The following is an 18459-nucleotide window of genomic DNA, read 5'->3' on the forward strand; positions in this document are numbered from 1 at the left end:
GTGCCCGATAAATTTTCGTAGAGACCCAGCATGCTGCGCTTCTACCATGCAGTAAGCCACTGTCGTGCAGTAAAGAACTGTCATCCTGAGGCCTCTTTTGGCCGAAGGATCTCCCGGAATGTGTCAAACGTAATTGCTGCCGCGTGGCATTTTGGCCAAACGTCTGGGGTTCTCGTGAAAGAGCCACACTGGCTGCAAGTACGTCCGAAATATTTCGGGAGATCCTTCGGCCAAGAGAGGGCCTCAGGATGACAGTCGATAGATGACAGTCGATAAAAAGTAAGCTGCAGAAAAAGGACTCATATGGCGACCGCAACGTCCGTACAGACAAACATTCCACACACCAAGACCACCGGTCCCTGCGTAATGGTCATCTTCGGTGCGACCGGCGACCTTACCAAGCGCAAGCTGCTGCCATCGATCTACAACCTGTTGAGCACCGGACTGCTGTCGCGCGAGTTCGCCATCGTCGGCATGTCCAAGGATGGCTGGACTACCGATCAGTTTCGCAAGCATGTCAGCGATTCGCTCAAGCAGTTCGCCGAGGGCGCCGATCCGGAACTGGTGGATTGGCTTGAACGTCATTCTTATTATGTGCAGGGCGAATTCGGCGACAGCGAAGCCTATAAGCGCTTGCGCGTGCAGTTGAAGGAAGTCGATGAGGTCCACGGGACGCACGGCAATTACTTCTTTTACTTCGCCATCGCGCCGCAGTTCTTTGCCACCTCGGTGCAGAAGCTGGGCGAGTCAAATCTTTCGGAGGAAGAGAACGGTTCCTGGCGCCGGGTCATCATCGAGAAGCCATTCGGGCATGATCTGGAGTCAGCCAGGGAGCTGAATAAGCAGATCAAGGAAGTGCTCTACGAGAGCCAGATCTTCCGCATCGATCATTATCTGGGCAAAGAGACGGTGCAGAACATCTTAGTATTCCGTTTTGGGAATGGACTTTTCGAGCCGATCTGGAGCCGCAACTACATCGATCATGTGCAGATCACTGTGGCCGAGACCGTGGGAGTGGAAGGCCGTGGAGGCTACTACGACACCTCGGGCACGCTGCGCGACATGGTGCCCAACCACATCATGCAGCTCATCAGCCTGACCACGATGGAGCCTCCGATCTCGTTCCAGGCAGATGACGTGCGTGATGAGCAGTCGAAGGTGCTGCACGCCATTCGTCCGATGAGCGGAGAAGAGGTGATTCACAACGCCGTGCGCGGTCAATACGGCACTGGAACGACGCAGAAAGGCGAACGCATGCCTGGCTACCGTCAGGAGCCGAGCGTGAATCCCAGTTCCCGAACTGAAACCTTCATCGCACTGAAGCTCTCGATCGACAACTGGCGTTGGGCAGGCGTTCCGATCTACTTGCGCACAGGCAAACGCATGGCGCGGCGACATACGGAAATCGCCATTGAGTTCAAGCGCGCGCCGTTCGTGCTCTTCCGCGACACCGACATCGAGCACCTGCCGAGCAATCAATTAGTCATCAACGTCCAGCCGGAAGAAGGTATTGCGCTTAAGTTCGGCGCCAAGGTTCCGGGTCCGCTGGTGAAGGTCGGGCCAGTGCACATGAGCTTCAACTACCAGGATTATTTTGGCGGCACCGCGCAAACTGGTTACGAAGTATTGCTCTACGACTGCATGATCGGCGATGCCACTCTCTTTCAGCGCGCGGATATGGTCGAGGCCGGTTGGTCAGCAGTTGATCCAGTGCTCGACGTGTGGAAGGCGCTGCCTCCAAGGGAATTCCCGAACTACCAGGCAGGCACGTGGGGGCCGAGGGAGGCTGAGGAGTTGATGGCTCGGGATGGCAGACACTGGAGAAACCTATAGGAATCGGGCCATCGGGTCATCGGGTGAAGTGAAACCCAAAAGGCTTTCGGCTATCGGCGTTCGGCTTTCTGCCAGAAAGCTGTCCTGTGAGTTACATAGCAACACATAGGCCGAAAGCCGACAGCCGAGTGCCGATAGCCTTCTTACTTCACCCGATGACCCGATCACCCGATGGCCCGATTCCTCGAGCAACAATGGGAGAAAGACAATCTTGACCATGATCCTGGCCGGCGACATCGGCGGTACGAGCGCAAGGCTTGCATATTTTGAAGGGCAGAACGGACGTTTGCGCCCCATCGTGGAAGAGGTCAAGCACAGCCACGATTACAGCAGTCTCTATGCCGCAGTGCTTGAATTCAGAGACAAGTATCGATACCAAATCGGGACTGCCTGCTTTGGTGTCGCCGGACCGGTGAATGAAGGCCGCGTCGAAGCTCCAAACCTGCCGTGGATCATCGACGAGAAGGAACTTGAGAAGGAACTCCGCCTGAACAAGGTTTACCTGATCAACGATCTCTTAGCTAACGCGCATGGACTCTCCGAGCTGTGCGCAGAAGATTTCGAGGTGATCGCTCCGGGAGTACCGGAAGCGAAGGGAAATCGTGCTGTCATTTCCGCCGGCACTGGATTGGGCGAAGCCGGACTATATTGGGACGGCGATGTGCATCATCCGTTTGCGGCCGAGGGTGGACACGCCGACTTTGCTCCAGCGAACGAGCTTCAGGCCGAACTTTGGCATTACCTGCACCAGAAGTTCGGCGGACACGTGAGTTGGGAGCGCGTCCTCTCTGGTCCCGGGCAGTTCAATATCTACGAGTTCCTGCGCGATACCGGAAAAGGGAAGGAAGAGGCCTGGCTCGCCGACGAAATCAAGGCGGGCGATGCTTCGGCAGTGATTTCAAAGCACGGTCTTTCGGGAAAGAGCCCGTTGTGCGTGCAGGCGGTAAATCTTTTTGTTGAGATCTACGGAGCAGCTGCGGGAAATCTGGCGCTCAAGTATCTGGCAACAGGTGGCGTCTACATCGGCGGCGGCATCGCGCCGAAGATTCTGCTCAAAATGAAGGAGCCGCGCTTCTTCCAGGCATTTTGCGATAAGGGACGCCTGCGTCCGCTGCTCGAGAACATTCCCGTGCGCGTGGTGCTGAATGACAAGACCGCGCTGCTCGGCGCGGGACATGTGGCGATGATGCATGCGGGGAGCGAGGTTGGGCAGGTGGCGATTGGGTGAAGGGAAGAATTGAGCCATCGGGTTATCGGCTGATCGGGTCATCGGGCAAAGTAAAAGCCAATTATTCTATGGTTGGGGTTTACTTTCTCCGCAAAGGCAGCAACTGATGTCCAAGCCCAGCATCCATGTACTCGAGGATCTTCAACAAGTCGCAGCGGCCGCTACCGACGAATTTGTTGCGCGCGCGAAGCGCGCGATTTCGCATCATGGGCGATTCACCGTCGCACTCTCGGGTGGATCGACGCCCAAAACGATGCACTCCATCCTGGCCGAGCGCTCGGCGAAGAATCCCAAGCTGGTGGACTGGTCGCGAGTGCAAATTTTGTTTGGCGATGAACGCCATGTGCCTCCCGATCATGCGGACAGCAATTACCGGATGGCTAAGGAGACTCTGCTGTCGAAGGTCCCAATTCCCGCGGCTAACATTCACCGCATTCACACCGAGAATCCCGATGCCGCCAAAGCAGCCGGAGAATACGATCGCGAACTGGTGAAGGTCTTTCAACTCAAGGGTGACGATCAGCTGCCGCGCTTCGATCTGATCTTTCTTGGGATGGGACCTGACGGTCACACCGCTTCGCTCTTTCCTGGTACAACGGCTGTTCATGAACTCAAGAAGCGCGTAGTCGCGAACTGGGTGCCGAAGTTCAATACGTGGCGGGTTACCTTCACGCGTCCTGTGATCAATCAGGCAGAATGCGTGTTGCTGATGGTCTGCGGGAAAGATAAAGCGCAGCCTTTCAGCGAGGTGATCGGTCAGGGTAGCCCGGATGTTTATCCAGTGAAGTATGTGCAGCCGACGCACGGAGAACTGATTTGGCTGGTGGATAGGGCGGCAGCAGCGACGCTCGCGCCAGCGACTAAGTGACTGCACTGTTGCGTTGTCATCCTGAGGCCCGATGTTGGCCGAAGGATCTCCCGGAATGCGTCGAACTTAGTCGCCCTCGCATGGCACTTTGGCCAAAAATGCCCGAGTTCTTGGTGAAAGAGCCGCACTGGCTGCAATCATGTCGGAAACATCGCGGGAGATCCTTCGGCCAACATCTGGCCTCAGGATGACAATTCATTAGTTCCCAAGTTCGCCGAGCAACATCGAAACATTTATCCTGCAACAAAGTGAACAGTCTGCAATCCGATAGAGATACTGCTGTAGCTAATTGCTAATCGCTAATTGCTGCTTTTCCGCTGCCTCTTCATGCGTAAAGAACACGAACGCCTAATCGAAGACAAGAATCGCGAAGTCTACTGGAAGCGCTGGGGGCCGTACCTCAGCGAGCGCGCGTGGGGCACAGTTCGCGAGGACTACAGTGCGAATGGCGATGCGTGGGGTTATTTCACTTTTGATCAGGCGCGATCGCGTGCATATCGCTGGAATGAAGATGGCATCGCCGGATTCTGCGATCGGCATCAGCTCATCTGCTTTGCCGTGGCCATGTGGAATGGGCATGATCCGTTTCTCAAAGAGCGGCTCTTTGGACTGAGCGGACAAGAAGGCAATCATGGAGAAGATGTAAAGGAATGCTACTTCTATCTGGACAACACACCGACGCATTCTTACATGAAGGCTTTGTACAAGTATCCGCAGCAGGAGTTTCCTTACCCGCGGCTGATTGAGGAGAACCGCCGGCGAACGCGCCTCGATCCCGAGTTCGAGCTGATGGATACCGGAATATTCGATGATGGGCGCTATTTCGACGTGTTTGTCGAATATGCGAAGGCGACGAGCGAGGACATACTGATTCGCATCACCGCGTGGAATCGCGGTCCCGAAACGGCACGGCTGCACCTGCTGCCGACGATCTGGTTTCGCAACCTCTGGTCGTGGAAAGACGATCCCGAGCAGATCAAGCCGAAGCTGGAGCGTATGGCTGACGTTCAGGGCATGCCTTTAATGCGCGTCTACCATCCCCAGTACGGCGAGCGCTGGCTCTTCGCCGAGGGATCGCCACAGCTTCTGTTCACGGAAAACGAGAGCAATCTGAGGCGTCTGTTCAACGCGCCTAATCGCGGCTTTTATCAGAAAGACGGCATCAACGATTACGTGGTGAAGGCGCAGCGCTATCGCATCAACGCAGAGCAGACCGGGACCAAGGCATCGGCGTATTACGACCTGGAGATCGCGCCGGGCGAGAGCGCGGTCGTCAAGCTGGTATTTACCGAAAACATCAACAGCATGCAGGATCATTTCGGGAAGGCATTCGATGAGGTTTTCCACGAACGAATCTTGGATGCCGACGAGTTCTATCGCGACATCATTCCGCAGTCGATGTCGCCTGAGGGTCGCAACATCATGCGCCAAGGCTTTGCCGGCATGCTTTGGTCGAAGCAGTTCTACAACTACGACGTGCGCACGTGGCTCGCGGGCGATCCCGCACAACCGCCGCCGCCCAAGGAAAGGCTTCAGGGCAGAAATCACGACTGGAGCCACTTCTACTCAGACGACATCATCTCCATGCCGGACAAGTGGGAGTATCCGTGGTTCGCGGCCTGGGATCTGGCTTTCCATTGTGTTCCGCTTGCTTTGATGGACTGGAACTTCGCCAAGGATCAGCTCACGCTGCTATGCCGCGAATGGTACATGCATCCCAATGGGCAGTTGCCTGCGTACGAGTGGAACTTCTCGGACGTGAATCCGCCGGTGCACGCCTGGGCTGCGCATCGCGTCTATCAGATCGAGCGGCGCATGACGGGCAAAGGGGACTTTGCTTATCTCGAGCGCATCTTTCACAAGCTGCTGATCAACTTCACCTGGTGGGTGAACCGGAAAGATACCTCAGGCAACAACATTTTTGAGGGAGGCTTCCTGGGACTGGACAACATCGGCGCCTTTGATCGCAGCATGAAGTTTCCGAGCGGCGTCTTCATGGAGCAATCCGATGGCACCAGTTGGATGGCTACTTACAGCCTCAGCATGCTGATGATCGCGCTGGATCTGGCGATGCAGGATCCCGTGTACGAGGATACGGCCATCAAGTTCTGGGAGCACTTCCTGTACATCGTGAACGCGATGAACCGCAGCATCGATGGCGAAGGGATCTGGGACGAGGAACAAGGCTTCTATTACGACGTGCTGCACGTTTCCGATGGCGAGCACATCCCCATGCGCATTCGTTCCATTGTGGGACTGGTGCCGCTGTTCGCCGTGCAGACACTCGAACCCGGACTGATGCAGCGCTTGCCGAACTTCGCGCACAGAATCCAGTGGTATCTGGAGCATCGTCCGGACCTTACAAGAAACATCGCATGCTTCCACGCCGAAGGCGTGAAGGAACGGCAACTGCTGGCGATCGTCGATGAAAAGCGTCTGCGGCGGATTTTGCAGATTATGCTCGACGAGAAGGAGTTCCTGTCGCCGTATGGAATCCGCAGCATCTCGCAGTTTCACCGCGATCATCCATTCAAGCTGGAGATTGGCGGACGCGAGTCTGTGGTGGACTATGAGCCAGGTGAGTCGACCACGAGTTTGTTCGGCGGCAACTCCAATTGGCGCGGCCCAATTTGGTTTCCTGTCAACTTCCTGATTATCGAGGCGCTGCAGCGCTATCACCACTACTACGGCGACAAGCTGAAAGTGGAGTGTCCGACCGGATCGGGAAACTCAATGAATCTCGGCCAGGTGGCGGCTGAGCTCTCCGATCGTTTAGCAGGCTTATTTACGCGAAACGCAGAGGGAAAGCGCCCGGCGCACGGGCGGAATCCGCTATTCCAAAGCGATCCTTACTGGAAAGACCTTGTGCTTTTTTATGAGTATTTCCACGCCGACACCGGCGCCGGACTGGGTGCGTCGCACCAGACGGGCTGGACCGGTCTGATCGCCAAGCTCATGCAGCAGAACGGCGAGCCTCAGATGCGGCGGGTGGGAGCATCGGCGAATGCAAGGAAGCAGACCAAAGTCGCGAAGTGATGCTAAGTTAACGTGCGCAAAATTTGCATCAGACCGTACAATGTCCTGCATCTCTGATTGAACTAATTCGATTTTTTCAGGAGACCGAATGAAACGACACGCAATCAGCTTGTTCGCTGTTGCACTATTCACCGCCGCTGTCTGGGCTCAGGGCGCAGAGTGGCAAATCGATCCCGCGCACACCACGGCTGGCTTCACCGTGCGCCACATGGGCATTAGCAATGTTCATGGCCGCTTTGTGAAGACCGCCGGCTCGGCAATGATTGACGACAATGACGTCACCAAGTCGAGTGTCACCGCGACCATGGAAGTCAATACGATCGACACAGGCAACGAGAATCGCGACAGCGACTTGAAGAGTCCGAATTACTTCGACGCCGCGCAGTTTCCCCAGATCACCTTCAAGTCGAAGAGCATCAGTAAGAATGGGGAGGGCAAACTGAAAGTTGTCGGTGACCTTACCATTCATGGCGTGACGAAGGAAGTTACCCTCGACGTGGATGGTCCATCAGCACCCATTGAGCGCGGTGGAGGTAAGCGTCGTGGACTTTCGGCATCGACCAGCGTCAACCGCAAAGACTTCGGCGTCGGAGCAAAAGCTCCGGCGGTGATGATTGGCGAAGAGATTAAGATCGACATCGATGCCGAGCTGACGCAGAAGGGGCCGGGGAAATAATACAATCGGGTGATCGGGTGGAGTAAGAACTCAAAAGGCGTTCGGCTATCGGCGTTCGGCTTTCTGCCAGGAAGCTCTCCTGTGAGTTACGCAGTAACACAGAGGCCGAAGGCCGACAGCCGAGTGCCGATGGCCATTTACTTGGCCCGATCACGCGATTCTTCATCCCTTCCCAAAAGGGTCCTCAAGCGACGGACTCTGCGGCGTGAATAGCTCGGCGCCGTTCTCGGTGATGTACATATCGTCCTCGAGCCGCACGCCGAATTCTCCGCGAATGTAAATCCCTGGCTCATCACTGAAAGCCATGCCCGGGCGCAGCGCGATGGTGTCACCACGCACTAGATACGGCCACTCGTGGCCGTCCATGCCAATGCCATGGCCGACGCGGTGCGTGAAGTATTTGTAGTCCGGTCCGTAGCCAGCGTCGGCGATCACCTTGCGCGCGGCTGCGTCCACTGATTGCGCTTCTACTCCGGGCCGCGCCTGCTGGCGCGCGGCGCTTTGAGCTCGGTGGACGATATCGAAGACCTTGCGCATCTTGTCGGTCGGTTTTCCAAGAACGAACGTTCGGCTGATGTCCGACTGATAGCCTTCCACCGAACAGCCATCGTCGATGAGGACGATTGTGCCTTCGCGGATGATCTGCGGCTTCGCCGATCCGTGCGGCAAGGCAGAAGCCTCGCCGGTGTTCACACTGGCTTCGCCACGAAATCCCAATTTGGAATAGGCAGCTTCGATGAGGTTGGCAAAGTCATATTGCGACATTCCCGCGTGCAAGGACTTGTAAACTGCCTCGTAGGCCTCAAGCGTCACCTGATTCGCCAGGCGCATGAGATCGAGCTCGTGCTGAGTCTTGATCATCCGGCATCCCGCAGTCACGGCAGTTGCGCTGGTGATGCTCGCTTGGGGTGCGCTTTTTGCGATGCCGTCGCTAAAGACAAATGTCGTGCGCTCTTCAATGCCAATGCGTCCACTGCTGATACCCCGATCTTTGAGCCCGGCGGCGACCAGGCGGTACGGATCCTCGTCCTCCTGCCACGTGCGAACGTCGGCGTTGTTGCCTTCGTGACCATTGGCGATCTGCTCGCGCGCCCGGTCCTCCTCGAATGCGGGACAGACGTAAAAAGGATTTCCCTTCGCGGGAAGAACCGCCGCGAACAGCCGCTCACTGTTCCACCAGCGAATGTTCGTGAAGTACACCAGCGAAGTGCCGCCGATCATCAGGATGGCGTCGAGGTTGTTCTCGCGCATCAGTTGGCGGGCCCGCTCCTGCCGCTGCTGCCGCTCCTCGATCGCGATTGGCTTGGCTTCAGCTTTGCGCGACTTCAGCTGCGCAATCGGCGCAGGAAGACTCGGCGCATTCTGTTCCTGGGCTGTCGAGATCGATGGGACGAGCGCAGTTGCTGCACCGAGTCCAGCAAGTTTGGTGAAGTCGCGGCGAGTGAGCATGAGTGAGCGAGATTATAGAAAGAATCGGGTGATCGGGCCATCGGGTGAAGTAAAAACTCAAAAGGCGTTCGGCTATCGGCGTTCGGCTTTCTGCCAGGAAGCTCTTCTGTGAGTTACACAGCAACCCAGAGGCCGAAAGCCGACAGCCGAGTGCCGATGGCCTTCTTACTTGGCCCGATGGCCCGATTCTTTACAGTCCTTTCTTCTCCCGAAATTCCCTGACTACATCGACCACGTCGCGGTGCTCGCCATCGACCGCATAGTTCATCCGCCGCATTTCGCCGTCAGAGATAGTGTTGGTGAGATCGTTCAGCGTCGTCGCGAGTTGAGGGAAGCGGCGCAGGGCTTTGTCGTTCACAATGGGAACAGCCTCGTACGGCGGGAAGTAGTGCAGGTCGTCTTCGAGCACCGCCATGTCCAGCGCTGCAATCAGACCGTCAGTGCCGTTGCCGGCGGCAAGATCTATCTGGTGATCCTTGAGAGCGCGATACAAGAGGCCAAGGTCCATCACGCGCGGCTTGCCGGCAAACGTAAGATCGTACCTCCTTACAAAGCCCGAATAGCCGTCCGGACGCTCGAGAAACTCGTAGCCGCAGCCGAACGTCCATTGCGGTGAGTAGGTTTTCGCTTGGGAGAGTTTCGATATGCCGAGTCTGCGCGCCTCCGCGCCGCGCATGACCATCGCAAACGAGTTGTTGAATCCGAGCGGCGAGATTACGGTGAGGTGAAATTGTTTCTCGTACTGCTCGCGCACTTGGTTGAAAACAACGTTCGCGTCCCAGTTTGGAGCTTGCTTCAGGATTGCTGTGAAGGCGGTGCCGGTATATTCGGGATAGAGATCGATACGGTCCGCCAACACTGCCTGGTGAGCGATATAGCTTCCTGCCAAATAAAATCGTCGCTCGACCTGTACGTGCAATTTGGCTTCGATGTGTTGTGCAATCAGTTCTGCGAGGACCACCTGCTCGCTGAAGTTCTTTGAGCCGACGACGATTCGGTTGGAGTGTGAGGGCTGACAGCCGGTGGTCAGGATGAGCAGCGTTGCAATCAAAGCCTGCAATACGGCATCTTTGGTCAAAGAGCCGCACCTGCGACCCAGCACTCTCAGGCATCCCGGGACGTCCTTCGGCCAAATCAGGGCCTTAGGATGACAGATTCCATGGTGCAAGCGGCATGGCAGAGACGCAGCATGCCGCATCTCTACCATGCAGCGTGGGCGGGCACGCGCTCTCATGGGTTGGGCACGCGGAGCCGCTTCTCGACTGCACCAAGCGCAATGTCGGCCACGATCGCGAGCAGGGCTGCGGGAATGGCTCCGGCAAGAATCAATTGATCGTTCACCATCGCGACGCCGCGAAAAATAAGTTCGCCGAGACCTCCTGCACCGACGGCCGCAGCTATCGTCGCAACTCCTACTGCAGTCACTGTTGCAATGCGAATTCCGGCGAGCATGAAGGGCGCGCTCAGCGGGAGCTCCACTTGCGTGAGAAGCTCGTTGCCTGTCATTCCCATTCCAATCGCCGCTTCTCTTACTGCGGGATCGATGCTCATGATCCCTGTGTAGGTGTTGCGCACAATTGGCAGCAGCGCGTACAGCACAAGCGCAACGATGGCCAGGCGATCAGCGCGTGCTCCCAGCCATGGAGCGGGCAGAAGAAACCCGAACAGCGCCAGACTAGGAATGGTCTGCAGAACGTTCGTTCCGCCCAGGACAGGTTTACGCAGCCATGGATTGCGGCTCACGAGGATTCCAAGCGGAATGCCAACAATCACGGCAAAAGCCATAGCAACGCCCACGAGCCACAGATGCTCGAGCGTGAGCGAGGCGATTTGGCCTCGGTTCCTGATGAAGAAGTTGAGCATATTAGATCGGCAACGCCGCTTCCCGAAACGGGCTCACATACTTCAGCACGCGTTCGTCCTGTGAATGGGCAAATTCCTGACTGCCGAACAGGCCGATCAACTTTCCCGAATCGAGCAACGCAATACGCGAGGCAAGCCGCAGGGCCTCGTGAAGATCATGGGTAACCATTACGACCGTCTTTCGCAGGCGCCGTTGCAGATCCAGAAACTCCTTCTGCAACTCCGCGCGAGTGATTGGATCGAGTGCGCCGAAGGGTTCGTCCATCAGCAGAATGCGGGGGTCGGCCGCCAGCGCCCTTGCCACCCCAACACGCTGCCGCTGGCCACCGGAGAGCTGATGTGGGTATCGAGTTCGCAAATTCGCGTCCAGCCCGACAAGCTGCATGAGTTCGGAGACGCGTGCTCTTACGCGATCCTCCGGCCAACGCTCAAGCCTCGGCACCACAGCGATATTGCCTTCCACAGAGTAGTGAGGAAAAAGTCCGGACTCCTGGATCACCCATCCGATCGATCGCAGCAACAGAATTGGATCCCACGAGATCGTGCTGCGGCTATTCACTTGTATTTCGCCATACGTAGGCGTAAGCAGGCGATTGATGAGCTTCAGCGCAGTGGTCTTACCCGCGCCACTTCGCCCGAGCAGAACCAGAGTTTCACCTGCGGAAACAGAGAAGCTGATGTCGCACAGCAAACTCTGATTGGCGAGTTTGTAGCCAACTTCACGGAATTCAATGACAGGCGAGGATCCGGAGCTCTCGTCCGTGCTGCTCATTTACTGGAATGGTATCGCAGGAAGGCGATCTTAGACGCGATCCGCGTCATTTCCAGCCAGTTGTGTGCGATTGCCAAATTTTGTCTACAATATGGGGCAGAGATCGCGTCACTCGGTTTTATCTCTACTTACCCCAAGAGGAGAGGAACAAGTGAAAAAACTGTTGACCATGGTATTTGCCCTCGCTCTGACAGCGTCGCTGAGCTTCGCTCAGGACAGCGCCCCGTCAGGACAGAGCGGAACAAGCGGAAGCACTGCGTCTTCGGGACAGACAGCCTCCGGTGACCAGAGCACGACCAAGACCACGACCACGACCACCAAGAAGCATCACAAGAAGCACAAGAAGAGCACCACCACTACGGACTCGGGAAGCACCGCTGGCACCTCGAACCCCAAATAAACTCTGCAAATCAAAAAACAAGGCCTCCCGATTTGGGAGGCTTTTGTTTGCCTACGTGGTTCCGGCCGCCCTCGGCCGGTACGGTGCGGGGACTCCATAAATATAGTTCGTGCGACTTTCCCGTTGATGATTTCCCATCAAAAGATCGAACCTTTGGAAGCCCCAGCCCATGCCCGGCCGAGGGCGGCCGGAACCACGCAGGCAAAAACTGTTATCCTTTGCGATTCCCATGTCGAGAGTAATTTCTTGCCTATATCTTCTGATCGTTTGTTCACCATTATTCTTCGCGCAAACTCCTGAACAGCGAACTTCCAATTATCTGGAATCCATACGCAAGAGTCCGCCGCTGCTTGCGGCTTTCTTGCGGGAAATGCCGAAAGGTGGAGACCTTCACAATCACCTAATCGGCGCAATTTATGCGGAGAGTTATCTGCAGTTCGCCGTCAACGACAAGCTGTGCATCGATCAAAAACATCTTACCTTTGCGCAGCCTCCATGCGACGAGTCACGGGATATCGTTCCCGCCGAACGGCTGACGAGTGATCCGACGCTCTACCGCTTGATGATCGACGCGCTTTCGATGCGCGACTTCGTTCCATACTCCATGCCGGGGAGCTCGGAGTCGGCTGAAGATCATTTTTTCCAGACCTTTGGGCGCTTCGTCGCAGTGGCAAATGCTCACACTGGAGAAACGCTTGCTGAAGTGGCTTCGCGCGCTGGACACCAGAATGAGTCGTACCTGGAGATGACAGTCGGATTCGACCGGAACTCCGGAGCGATTGGTTCCAAAACGGCTTGGAGCGATAACTTCGACGAACAACGCGAGAAGCTCAATGCTGCCGGAATCCAGAGCGCCGTCGCGGGCGTTCTGAAAATCCTCAACGACGCCGAGGCGGAGAAAGATCGTGTGCTCGGTTGTCCCGAAGCCGCCCATACCGATCCCGGATGCAAGGTGACGATCCGCTACATCTACGAGGTCTATCGCGGAACGGCGAAAGAGCAGGTCTTTGCTGAAATCATGACCGGGTTTGCCGTCGTGAAGGCCGATCCGCGGTTCGTAGCTGTGAATCCCGTGATGCCGGAAGACGGATACACCTCGATGCACGATTACGACCTGCACATGAGGATCTTTGATTACTTCCACAAGCTCTATCCCGACGTGCACCTCACGGAACATGCGGGTGAGCTCGCTCCAGGTCAGGTACCGCCGAGCGGGCTGCGTTCGCATATTGGCGAGGCGATCCATACCGGTCATGCGCAGCGCATCGGACACGGAGCGGATGTGATGCAGGAAGATCGTCCGCTCGAGCTCTTGCGAGAGATGGCGCAGAAGCAGATCGCGGTGGAGATTTGTCTCACAAGCAATGATCTGATTCTCGGCGTTAAAGGGGATCGGCATCCTTTCCCGGTGTACCGCAAGTATGGAGTGCCGGTCGTGATCGCTACCGATGATGAGGGTGTTTCGCGGAGCGATATGACGCATGAGTATGTGCGGGCTGTTCAGGCTTATGGGCTGACGTATGCGGAATTGAAGAAGATCGTAAGGGACTCGATTGCGTATAGCTTCGTTGAGCCGCCGGTGAGAGCGAAGTTGTTGAGCGATCTCGATGCGAGGTTCAGGGAGTTTGAGGGACGAAAATGGTGACATCCCAAATGTCAGTGGAACGCTGATTAAAGTGGAACGCTAATTGAAAGGAGAACCGGCCGCCCTCGGCCGGGTTTTGACTTTTGACTGTCCGATCCAACCTTGTGATGAGGTGCCACTCCCAAACACGGCCGAGGCGGCCGGCTCTCCTTATTCCCTGTCACAGAACTACTTGGGATGTATTGCCAAAATCCGTGAATCCCGCAACCTTCCACTCGAATCTCATGCGCAGTTGACAGACCAGACCTCCGTCCGATAGTTTATTTTGCTAATGCATAACCTCTCCATCGCGAGCATGTGTTGTTGTCGGATTTGTGTGCGCTCGTGTGTGGAGGTGCATTCCTAGACTTTCTTAGCAGTTCCCGATAAGTCTCCAGAGCCCATCCATACCGGATGGGCTTTCTTACTTTCAGCCGCAAATGGAGCAGCTATGACGCAACTTCGCAAACGTTTTTCCCTGTCACTGGATGCGCTCGCCGTGTGGACAGCGCTGGCCCTGGCTGTGATCGTGCGCCTGGGCGTGATCAAGAAAGTTCCCTGGTAGAGGAGATCGAGATGGCAACCGCTGCGATACCGCAACCGAGACTAGCCTCCTTCCCAGAACGGCTTTTCGAACCCTTGCCGGGCATTGCCCTGCTCGCCGCGATCGGGCTACTCGGAAAATTCATCGAGCAGAGGATCGCGCTCTACGGCAAGACGCATCATTTGCACCTTCCCAATATTGAATATGTTCTTTGGGCGATTCTCATTGGCGTGGTTGTTGCCAATACCGTAGGAGTCCCGAAGGTCTTTCGCGCCGGGATCGCCACGTATGATTTCTGGCTCAAGACGGGAATTGTCCTGCTCGGAGCCCGCTTTCTGGTTGGCGACCTGGCGCTAATGGGCAGCGTGAGCCTTGTGCTGGTTGTTATCGAGCTGGCGCTTGCCATCACCTTCATGACATGGCTTGGCCGTCTGTTTGGATTAAACCGAAATCTCAGCGCACTGCTCGCGGTGGGATCGTCAGTTTGCGGAGTCTCAGCAATTATTGCCACGCAGGGCGCGATCGACGCCGACGACGAGGATGCATCCTTCGCAATAGCCGCCATCCTGGCGCTCGGCGCCATTGCATTGTTCACATTCCCGCTCATCGGACACGCGCTCGGCATGTCCGATCACGCCTTCGGACTCTGGTCTGGCCTTGCCGTAGACAACACGGCAGAAGCGGTTGCAACCGGCGCGATCTACTCCGACATCGCGCAGAAATTTGCTGTGCTGGCGAAGACCACCCGCAACGCGATGATTGGGTTTGTAGTGCTTGGATTTGCTCTGCGCTGGGCTGCCAGCAAGGCTAGGGAATTCAAGCCAAACAAAGCTCAATTCCTCTGGACCAAGTTTCCCAAATTTGTACTCGGCTTCCTGCTCATCTCGGCGCTCGCGAGCTTCCATGTCTTTGACAAGGCGCAGACGGCAGCGCTGGGGAATCTTTCGCGCTGGGCGTTCCTGCTCACCTTTGCAGGGGTCGGTCTACGAACCGACATCCGCGCGATGGCGAAGCAAGGGCTGCGTCCGTTTGTGGTGGGAGCTCTGGGAGAAATCGTAATTGCAACCCTCACGCTTGGATTGGTGCTTGGCGCCAGCCGCGTAGCTCATTTCTAAGGATCTCTATGGCAGAAGCGGCACAAGTCGTGAAAGAAACCAAGGCGCAGAAGATCGAGCGCCTGAAGCGTGAACTCAACCCCTGGGATCACGTCGAACAGATCCGGCAGTTTGCTCGCGATGGGCGCGGCAGCATTCCTTCGCAATGGGCCAACGCGTACTTCAAATGGTGGGGGATTTACACGCAGGGCGATGGAGCAGGCGCTATCGGAGGCAAAGGCGGCGAGGGACTCGCGACCGAGTATTTCATGATGCGCATCGGTTTGCCGAACGGCATTCTGCACTCTCATCAATTGCGTGCGATTGCAGCGGTCGCGAAGAAACATGCTCGCAATCTGGCTGACATCACGGTCCGACAGAACATTCAACTGCACTGGCTGACAATTGAAGGACTGGTCGAAACCATGGATGCACTCGCAGCCGTGGGACTCGGCCCCAAAGGCGCATGCGGAGACGTGGTGCGCAACGTGACCGGATGTCCACTGGCGGGAGTTGCGGCCGATGAGATCTTCGACGCGTCGCCGATCGCGCAGGGAATCGCGCGCGCACTCTCCGGAAATTCGGAGTTCTACAATTTGCCGCGCAAATTCAAAATTACCGCGACAGGGTGCAGAACGTGGTGCTCGTATCCCGAAATCAACGATGTCGCGCTGACTGCGACTGAGCGAGTCCGGATTGGCCGAACAGAGGCAGGATTTTCTCTGCGTGTGGGCGGCGGGCTTTCTGCTGATCCGCATCTCGGAGTTCGGCTGAACGCATTTATTCCGCTGGAAAAAGCGGTCGATGTGGTGCGTGCGGTGGCGGAACTCTTTCGTGAACAATCAGCATTGCGCGAGAACCGGGAACGTGCACGGCTCAAGCACCTGTTTCTTCAGCAAGGGTGGAGTGAAGAACGGTTCCGTTGCGAGCTTGAGTGGAGATTGGGCTACAAGCTCGAGGCTGCTGAGTATGAGCAGGTTCCGGCCGATATCTATCGCGACCACGTTGGAATTCATGCGCAGCAGCAGCCTGGGCTCGCCTATGTCGGCGCGTCGGTTCTCCGCGGACGCGTCTCTGGAGATCAGCTTGCCCAGGCCGCCGAGCTCTCCGAACGCTTCGGCACGGGCGAACTGCGCACAACCACGATGCAGAACCTCATTTTCGTCAATGTGCCGCGGAGCCGCGCTTCTGAACTCGCGCGGGAGCTGCAGCATATCGATCTGCAGGTTGAAGCGACACCCTTCTGGCGCGGCGCTGTCGCCTGCACCGGCACGGAGTTCTGCAAGCTGGCAATTACGGAAACGAAATCGTTTGCCCGATGGCTCGTTGAAGAGCTCGAGTCGCGCATTCCCGAATTCGATCAGCAGCTCAAATTGCACGTCACCGGCTGCCCCAACAGTTGCGGCCAGCATTGGATCGCGGACATTGGGCTCGAGGGAAAGAAGATCAAGCATAACGGCAAGCTGGTGGACGCCTACTATTTCTGCGCAGGCGGATCAGTAGGCGCATGGGCGCGAACCGCGCGGCCGGTGGGATATCGCGTGCCGGCGACCGAGGTGCCCGAAGCGCTGGAGCGACTGCTCCGCACTTACCTCACGACGCGGGAGAGTGGTGAGAACCTGCGCGCGTGGTTCTCGCGCCACAGCGATCTCGAGCTTCGCGAATTTCTTGCCGGAGCGCAGTTTGCTCCCGTCGAACGCGATTTGGCCTCGCGTGCAGTGCCGCATGGAGTGGAGTAGATGAATCTCTTTCCGATCTTTTTGAAGCTCGATGGACGACGTTGCCTGGTCATCGGTGGGGGGCAGGTCGGCACGCAGAAGATCGCGGGCTTGCTCGATGCAGGGGCGCAGGTGACGATCGTCGATCCCTCGCCGGCTGTTGCTACGCGGGAATTTTTCGGGAATCGAGTGACCTGGTATACCCGAAAATATGTGCCCGGCGATTTGGACGGCGTTTATCTTGTCATCGCAGCGACATCGGATCCAGAAGTGAACCAGCAGATTTACGGCGAAGCGCAGCAGCGCGGGATTCTTGCCAATGTGGTTGATGTGCCACCGCTCTGTGACTTCTACTACCCTGCGGTAGTTCGTAGAGGATCGCTAGTCGTTGCGGTCTCGTCGCAGGGCGAGAGCCCACAGCTGGCACAACGCGTGCGCGATGAGATCGGCCAGCTTCTGCCCGAGGATCTTGACGAAACGGTCAAGCGAATCGGAGACGAACGCCGGCGAATTCTTCGTGAGCACGCGCCTGGACCGGAGCGGTTGCAGCTCTTGCGCGGCCTCGTCTATCCGCGCGGAGTTACTACGTGAAGGTTTCACTCATCGGCAAGGTTTTCCTGGTAGGCGCAGGCCCGGGCGATCCGGAATTGCTCACGATGAAGGCTGTTCGCGTGCTGCGCGAAGCTGATGTCGTACTGCACGACGATTTGATCAGTCGCGAGATTCTCGGACTAATTCCGCGGACAGTGACGATTATCTCCGTTGGCAAGCGCTGTGGCGCTGCACGCGTTACCCAGGAAGAGATCAACGCGATGATCGTCGCCTATGCGAGCTTCGGACGAAACGTAGTGAGGCTGAAGTCTGGGGACCCGATGTTGTTTGGGCGGGCGGGGGAAGAAATTGATGCTCTACATGCGCGCGGAATTGAATTCGAAGTGATCCCCGGAATCAGCGTGGCGTTCGCTGCCGCTGCGGCTCTGCAGACATCGCTTACCGATCGTCGCAAGGCCGCTCGAGTGATCTTCAGCACTGGGCATCGCTCCCAGGGAGCCTCCGACGACCGGGCGACACACGTGGTGTATATGCCTGGTTCCGATTACTCGACGATAGTGAATCAGCTTCTGCAGGAAAAATTTTCTGCCGAAACTCCCTGTGCGGTGGTAAGTGCCGTTTCGCACGAGACACAATCAGTTCTTCGGACTACTCTGGGCGCTCTTCCCAATTCGGGAGCTTTGCCTGCGCCTTCGATTCTGCTCGTCGGGGAGGTGCTTAGGCACGATGAAATACAAGCCCTCGCGCCACTCGATGCAGGTTCAGCAAACCGCAGCGGCAAAGTCATCTGACTTCAGTTCTT

At 56.9% G+C, this 18459-nt stretch carries 15 protein-coding genes; 11 read left to right on the forward strand and 4 right to left on the reverse strand.

The window, feature by feature from the left end; genetic code table 11:
- Positions 1-303: 303 nt before the first annotated feature.
- The 5 genes from DMG62_15290 to DMG62_15310 all read left to right on the forward strand — a co-directional run bounded on the left by DMG62_15290 (position 304) and on the right by DMG62_15310 (position 7641).
- Positions 304-1833: a glucose-6-phosphate dehydrogenase gene (locus DMG62_15290; GenBank protein PYY22089.1), complete on the forward strand. Its 1530-nt coding sequence runs from the start codon at positions 304-306 to the stop codon at positions 1831-1833.
- Positions 1834-2050: 217 nt separating this feature from the next.
- Positions 2051-3061 (forward strand): glucokinase, encoded by a 1011-nt coding sequence (glk, locus tag DMG62_15295; protein ID PYY22090.1) that lies wholly within the window; start codon positions 2051-2053, stop codon positions 3059-3061.
- A 106-nt stretch (positions 3062-3167) separates the two neighbouring features.
- Entirely contained in the window at positions 3168-3929 is a 762-nt protein-coding gene (gene pgl / locus DMG62_15300; protein ID PYY22091.1) for a 6-phosphogluconolactonase, read from the forward strand.
- A gap of 327 nt (positions 3930-4256) precedes the next feature.
- Positions 4257-6965, forward strand: a complete 2709-nt coding sequence (locus tag DMG62_15305; protein PYY22122.1) for a glucosidase — start codon at positions 4257-4259, stop codon at positions 6963-6965.
- Between the two features lie 88 nt (positions 6966-7053).
- Complete coding sequence (locus tag DMG62_15310) at positions 7054-7641, forward strand: protein yceI precursor (protein PYY22092.1); 588 nt, start codon at positions 7054-7056, stop codon at positions 7639-7641.
- A 162-nt stretch (positions 7642-7803) separates the two neighbouring features.
- Here the strand turns inward: DMG62_15310 and DMG62_15315 are convergent, their stop codons facing one another.
- The 4 genes from DMG62_15315 to DMG62_15330 all read right to left on the reverse strand — a co-directional run bounded on the left by DMG62_15315 (position 7804) and on the right by DMG62_15330 (position 11725).
- On the reverse strand, positions 7804-9090 hold the full coding sequence (locus DMG62_15315; protein ID PYY22093.1) for an aminopeptidase P family protein: 1287 nt from the start codon (positions 9088-9090) through the stop codon (positions 7804-7806).
- A gap of 190 nt (positions 9091-9280) precedes the next feature.
- On the reverse strand, positions 9281-10288 hold the full coding sequence (locus DMG62_15320) for an ABC transporter substrate-binding protein (protein ID PYY22123.1): 1008 nt from the start codon (positions 10286-10288) through the stop codon (positions 9281-9283).
- 32 nt (positions 10289-10320) lie between these two features.
- Entirely contained in the window at positions 10321-10953 is a 633-nt protein-coding gene (locus DMG62_15325; protein PYY22094.1) for a hypothetical protein, read from the reverse strand.
- Position 10954: 1 nt separating this feature from the next.
- A complete protein-coding gene (locus DMG62_15330) occupies positions 10955-11725 on the reverse strand; it encodes an ABC transporter ATP-binding protein (protein PYY22095.1) in 771 nt (256 codons plus the stop codon).
- A 169-nt stretch (positions 11726-11894) separates the two neighbouring features.
- On the opposite strand from DMG62_15330, the gene DMG62_15335 reads away from it, so the two are divergent.
- The 6 genes from DMG62_15335 (at position 11895) to cobA (ending at position 18448) form a co-directional block, all read left to right on the forward strand.
- The gene (locus DMG62_15335) at positions 11895-12125 is read left to right on the forward strand and encodes a hypothetical protein (GenBank protein PYY22096.1); all 231 of its coding nucleotides are present in this window, start codon (positions 11895-11897) and stop codon (positions 12123-12125) included.
- Between the two features lie 169 nt (positions 12126-12294).
- Complete coding sequence (locus DMG62_15340; protein PYY22097.1) at positions 12295-13770, forward strand: adenosine deaminase; 1476 nt, start codon at positions 12295-12297, stop codon at positions 13768-13770.
- 555 nt (positions 13771-14325) lie between these two features.
- A complete protein-coding gene (locus DMG62_15345; GenBank protein PYY22098.1) occupies positions 14326-15408 on the forward strand; it encodes a putative sulfate exporter family transporter in 1083 nt (360 codons plus the stop codon).
- 8 nt (positions 15409-15416) lie between these two features.
- Positions 15417-17126: a nitrite reductase gene (locus DMG62_15350; GenBank protein PYY22099.1), complete on the forward strand. Its 1710-nt coding sequence runs from the start codon at positions 15417-15419 to the stop codon at positions 17124-17126.
- Complete coding sequence (locus tag DMG62_15355) at positions 17127-17696, forward strand: siroheme synthase (protein ID PYY22100.1); 570 nt, start codon at positions 17127-17129, stop codon at positions 17694-17696.
- Entirely contained in the window at positions 17693-18448 is a 756-nt protein-coding gene (cobA, locus tag DMG62_15360; GenBank protein ID PYY22101.1) for a uroporphyrinogen-III C-methyltransferase, read from the forward strand. Before DMG62_15355 ends, cobA begins: the two co-directional genes overlap by 4 nt.
- The last annotated feature ends 11 nt before the right edge of the window (positions 18449-18459 follow it).

The organism is Acidobacteriota bacterium (assembly GCA_003225175.1).
GTDB lineage: Bacteria > Acidobacteriota > Terriglobia > Terriglobales > Acidobacteriaceae > Gp1-AA112.

Coding starts and splice junctions, on each gene's coding strand:
- DMG62_15355 (PYY22100.1), top strand. CDS start 17,127: ATGAATCTCTTTCCGATCTTTTTGAAGCTCGATGGACGACGTTGCCTG.
- DMG62_15305 (PYY22122.1), top strand. CDS start 4,257: ATGCGTAAAGAACACGAACGCCTAATCGAAGACAAGAATCGCGAAGTC.
- DMG62_15350 (PYY22099.1), top strand. CDS start 15,417: ATGGCAGAAGCGGCACAAGTCGTGAAAGAAACCAAGGCGCAGAAGATC.
- DMG62_15320 (PYY22123.1), bottom strand. CDS start 10,288: ATGCGGCATGCTGCGTCTCTGCCATGCCGCTTGCACCATGGAATCTGT.
- glk (PYY22090.1), top strand. CDS start 2,051: ATGATCCTGGCCGGCGACATCGGCGGTACGAGCGCAAGGCTTGCATAT.
- DMG62_15315 (PYY22093.1), bottom strand. CDS start 9,090: ATGCTCACTCGCCGCGACTTCACCAAACTTGCTGGACTCGGTGCAGCA.
- DMG62_15325 (PYY22094.1), bottom strand. CDS start 10,953: ATGCTCAACTTCTTCATCAGGAACCGAGGCCAAATCGCCTCGCTCACG.
- pgl (PYY22091.1), top strand. CDS start 3,168: ATGTCCAAGCCCAGCATCCATGTACTCGAGGATCTTCAACAAGTCGCA.
- DMG62_15345 (PYY22098.1), top strand. CDS start 14,326: ATGGCAACCGCTGCGATACCGCAACCGAGACTAGCCTCCTTCCCAGAA.
- DMG62_15330 (PYY22095.1), bottom strand. CDS start 11,725: ATGAGCAGCACGGACGAGAGCTCCGGATCCTCGCCTGTCATTGAATTC.
- DMG62_15290 (PYY22089.1), top strand. CDS start 304: ATGGCGACCGCAACGTCCGTACAGACAAACATTCCACACACCAAGACC.
- DMG62_15340 (PYY22097.1), top strand. CDS start 12,295: ATGCCCGGCCGAGGGCGGCCGGAACCACGCAGGCAAAAACTGTTATCC.
- DMG62_15335 (PYY22096.1), top strand. CDS start 11,895: ATGGTATTTGCCCTCGCTCTGACAGCGTCGCTGAGCTTCGCTCAGGAC.
- DMG62_15310 (PYY22092.1), top strand. CDS start 7,054: ATGAAACGACACGCAATCAGCTTGTTCGCTGTTGCACTATTCACCGCC.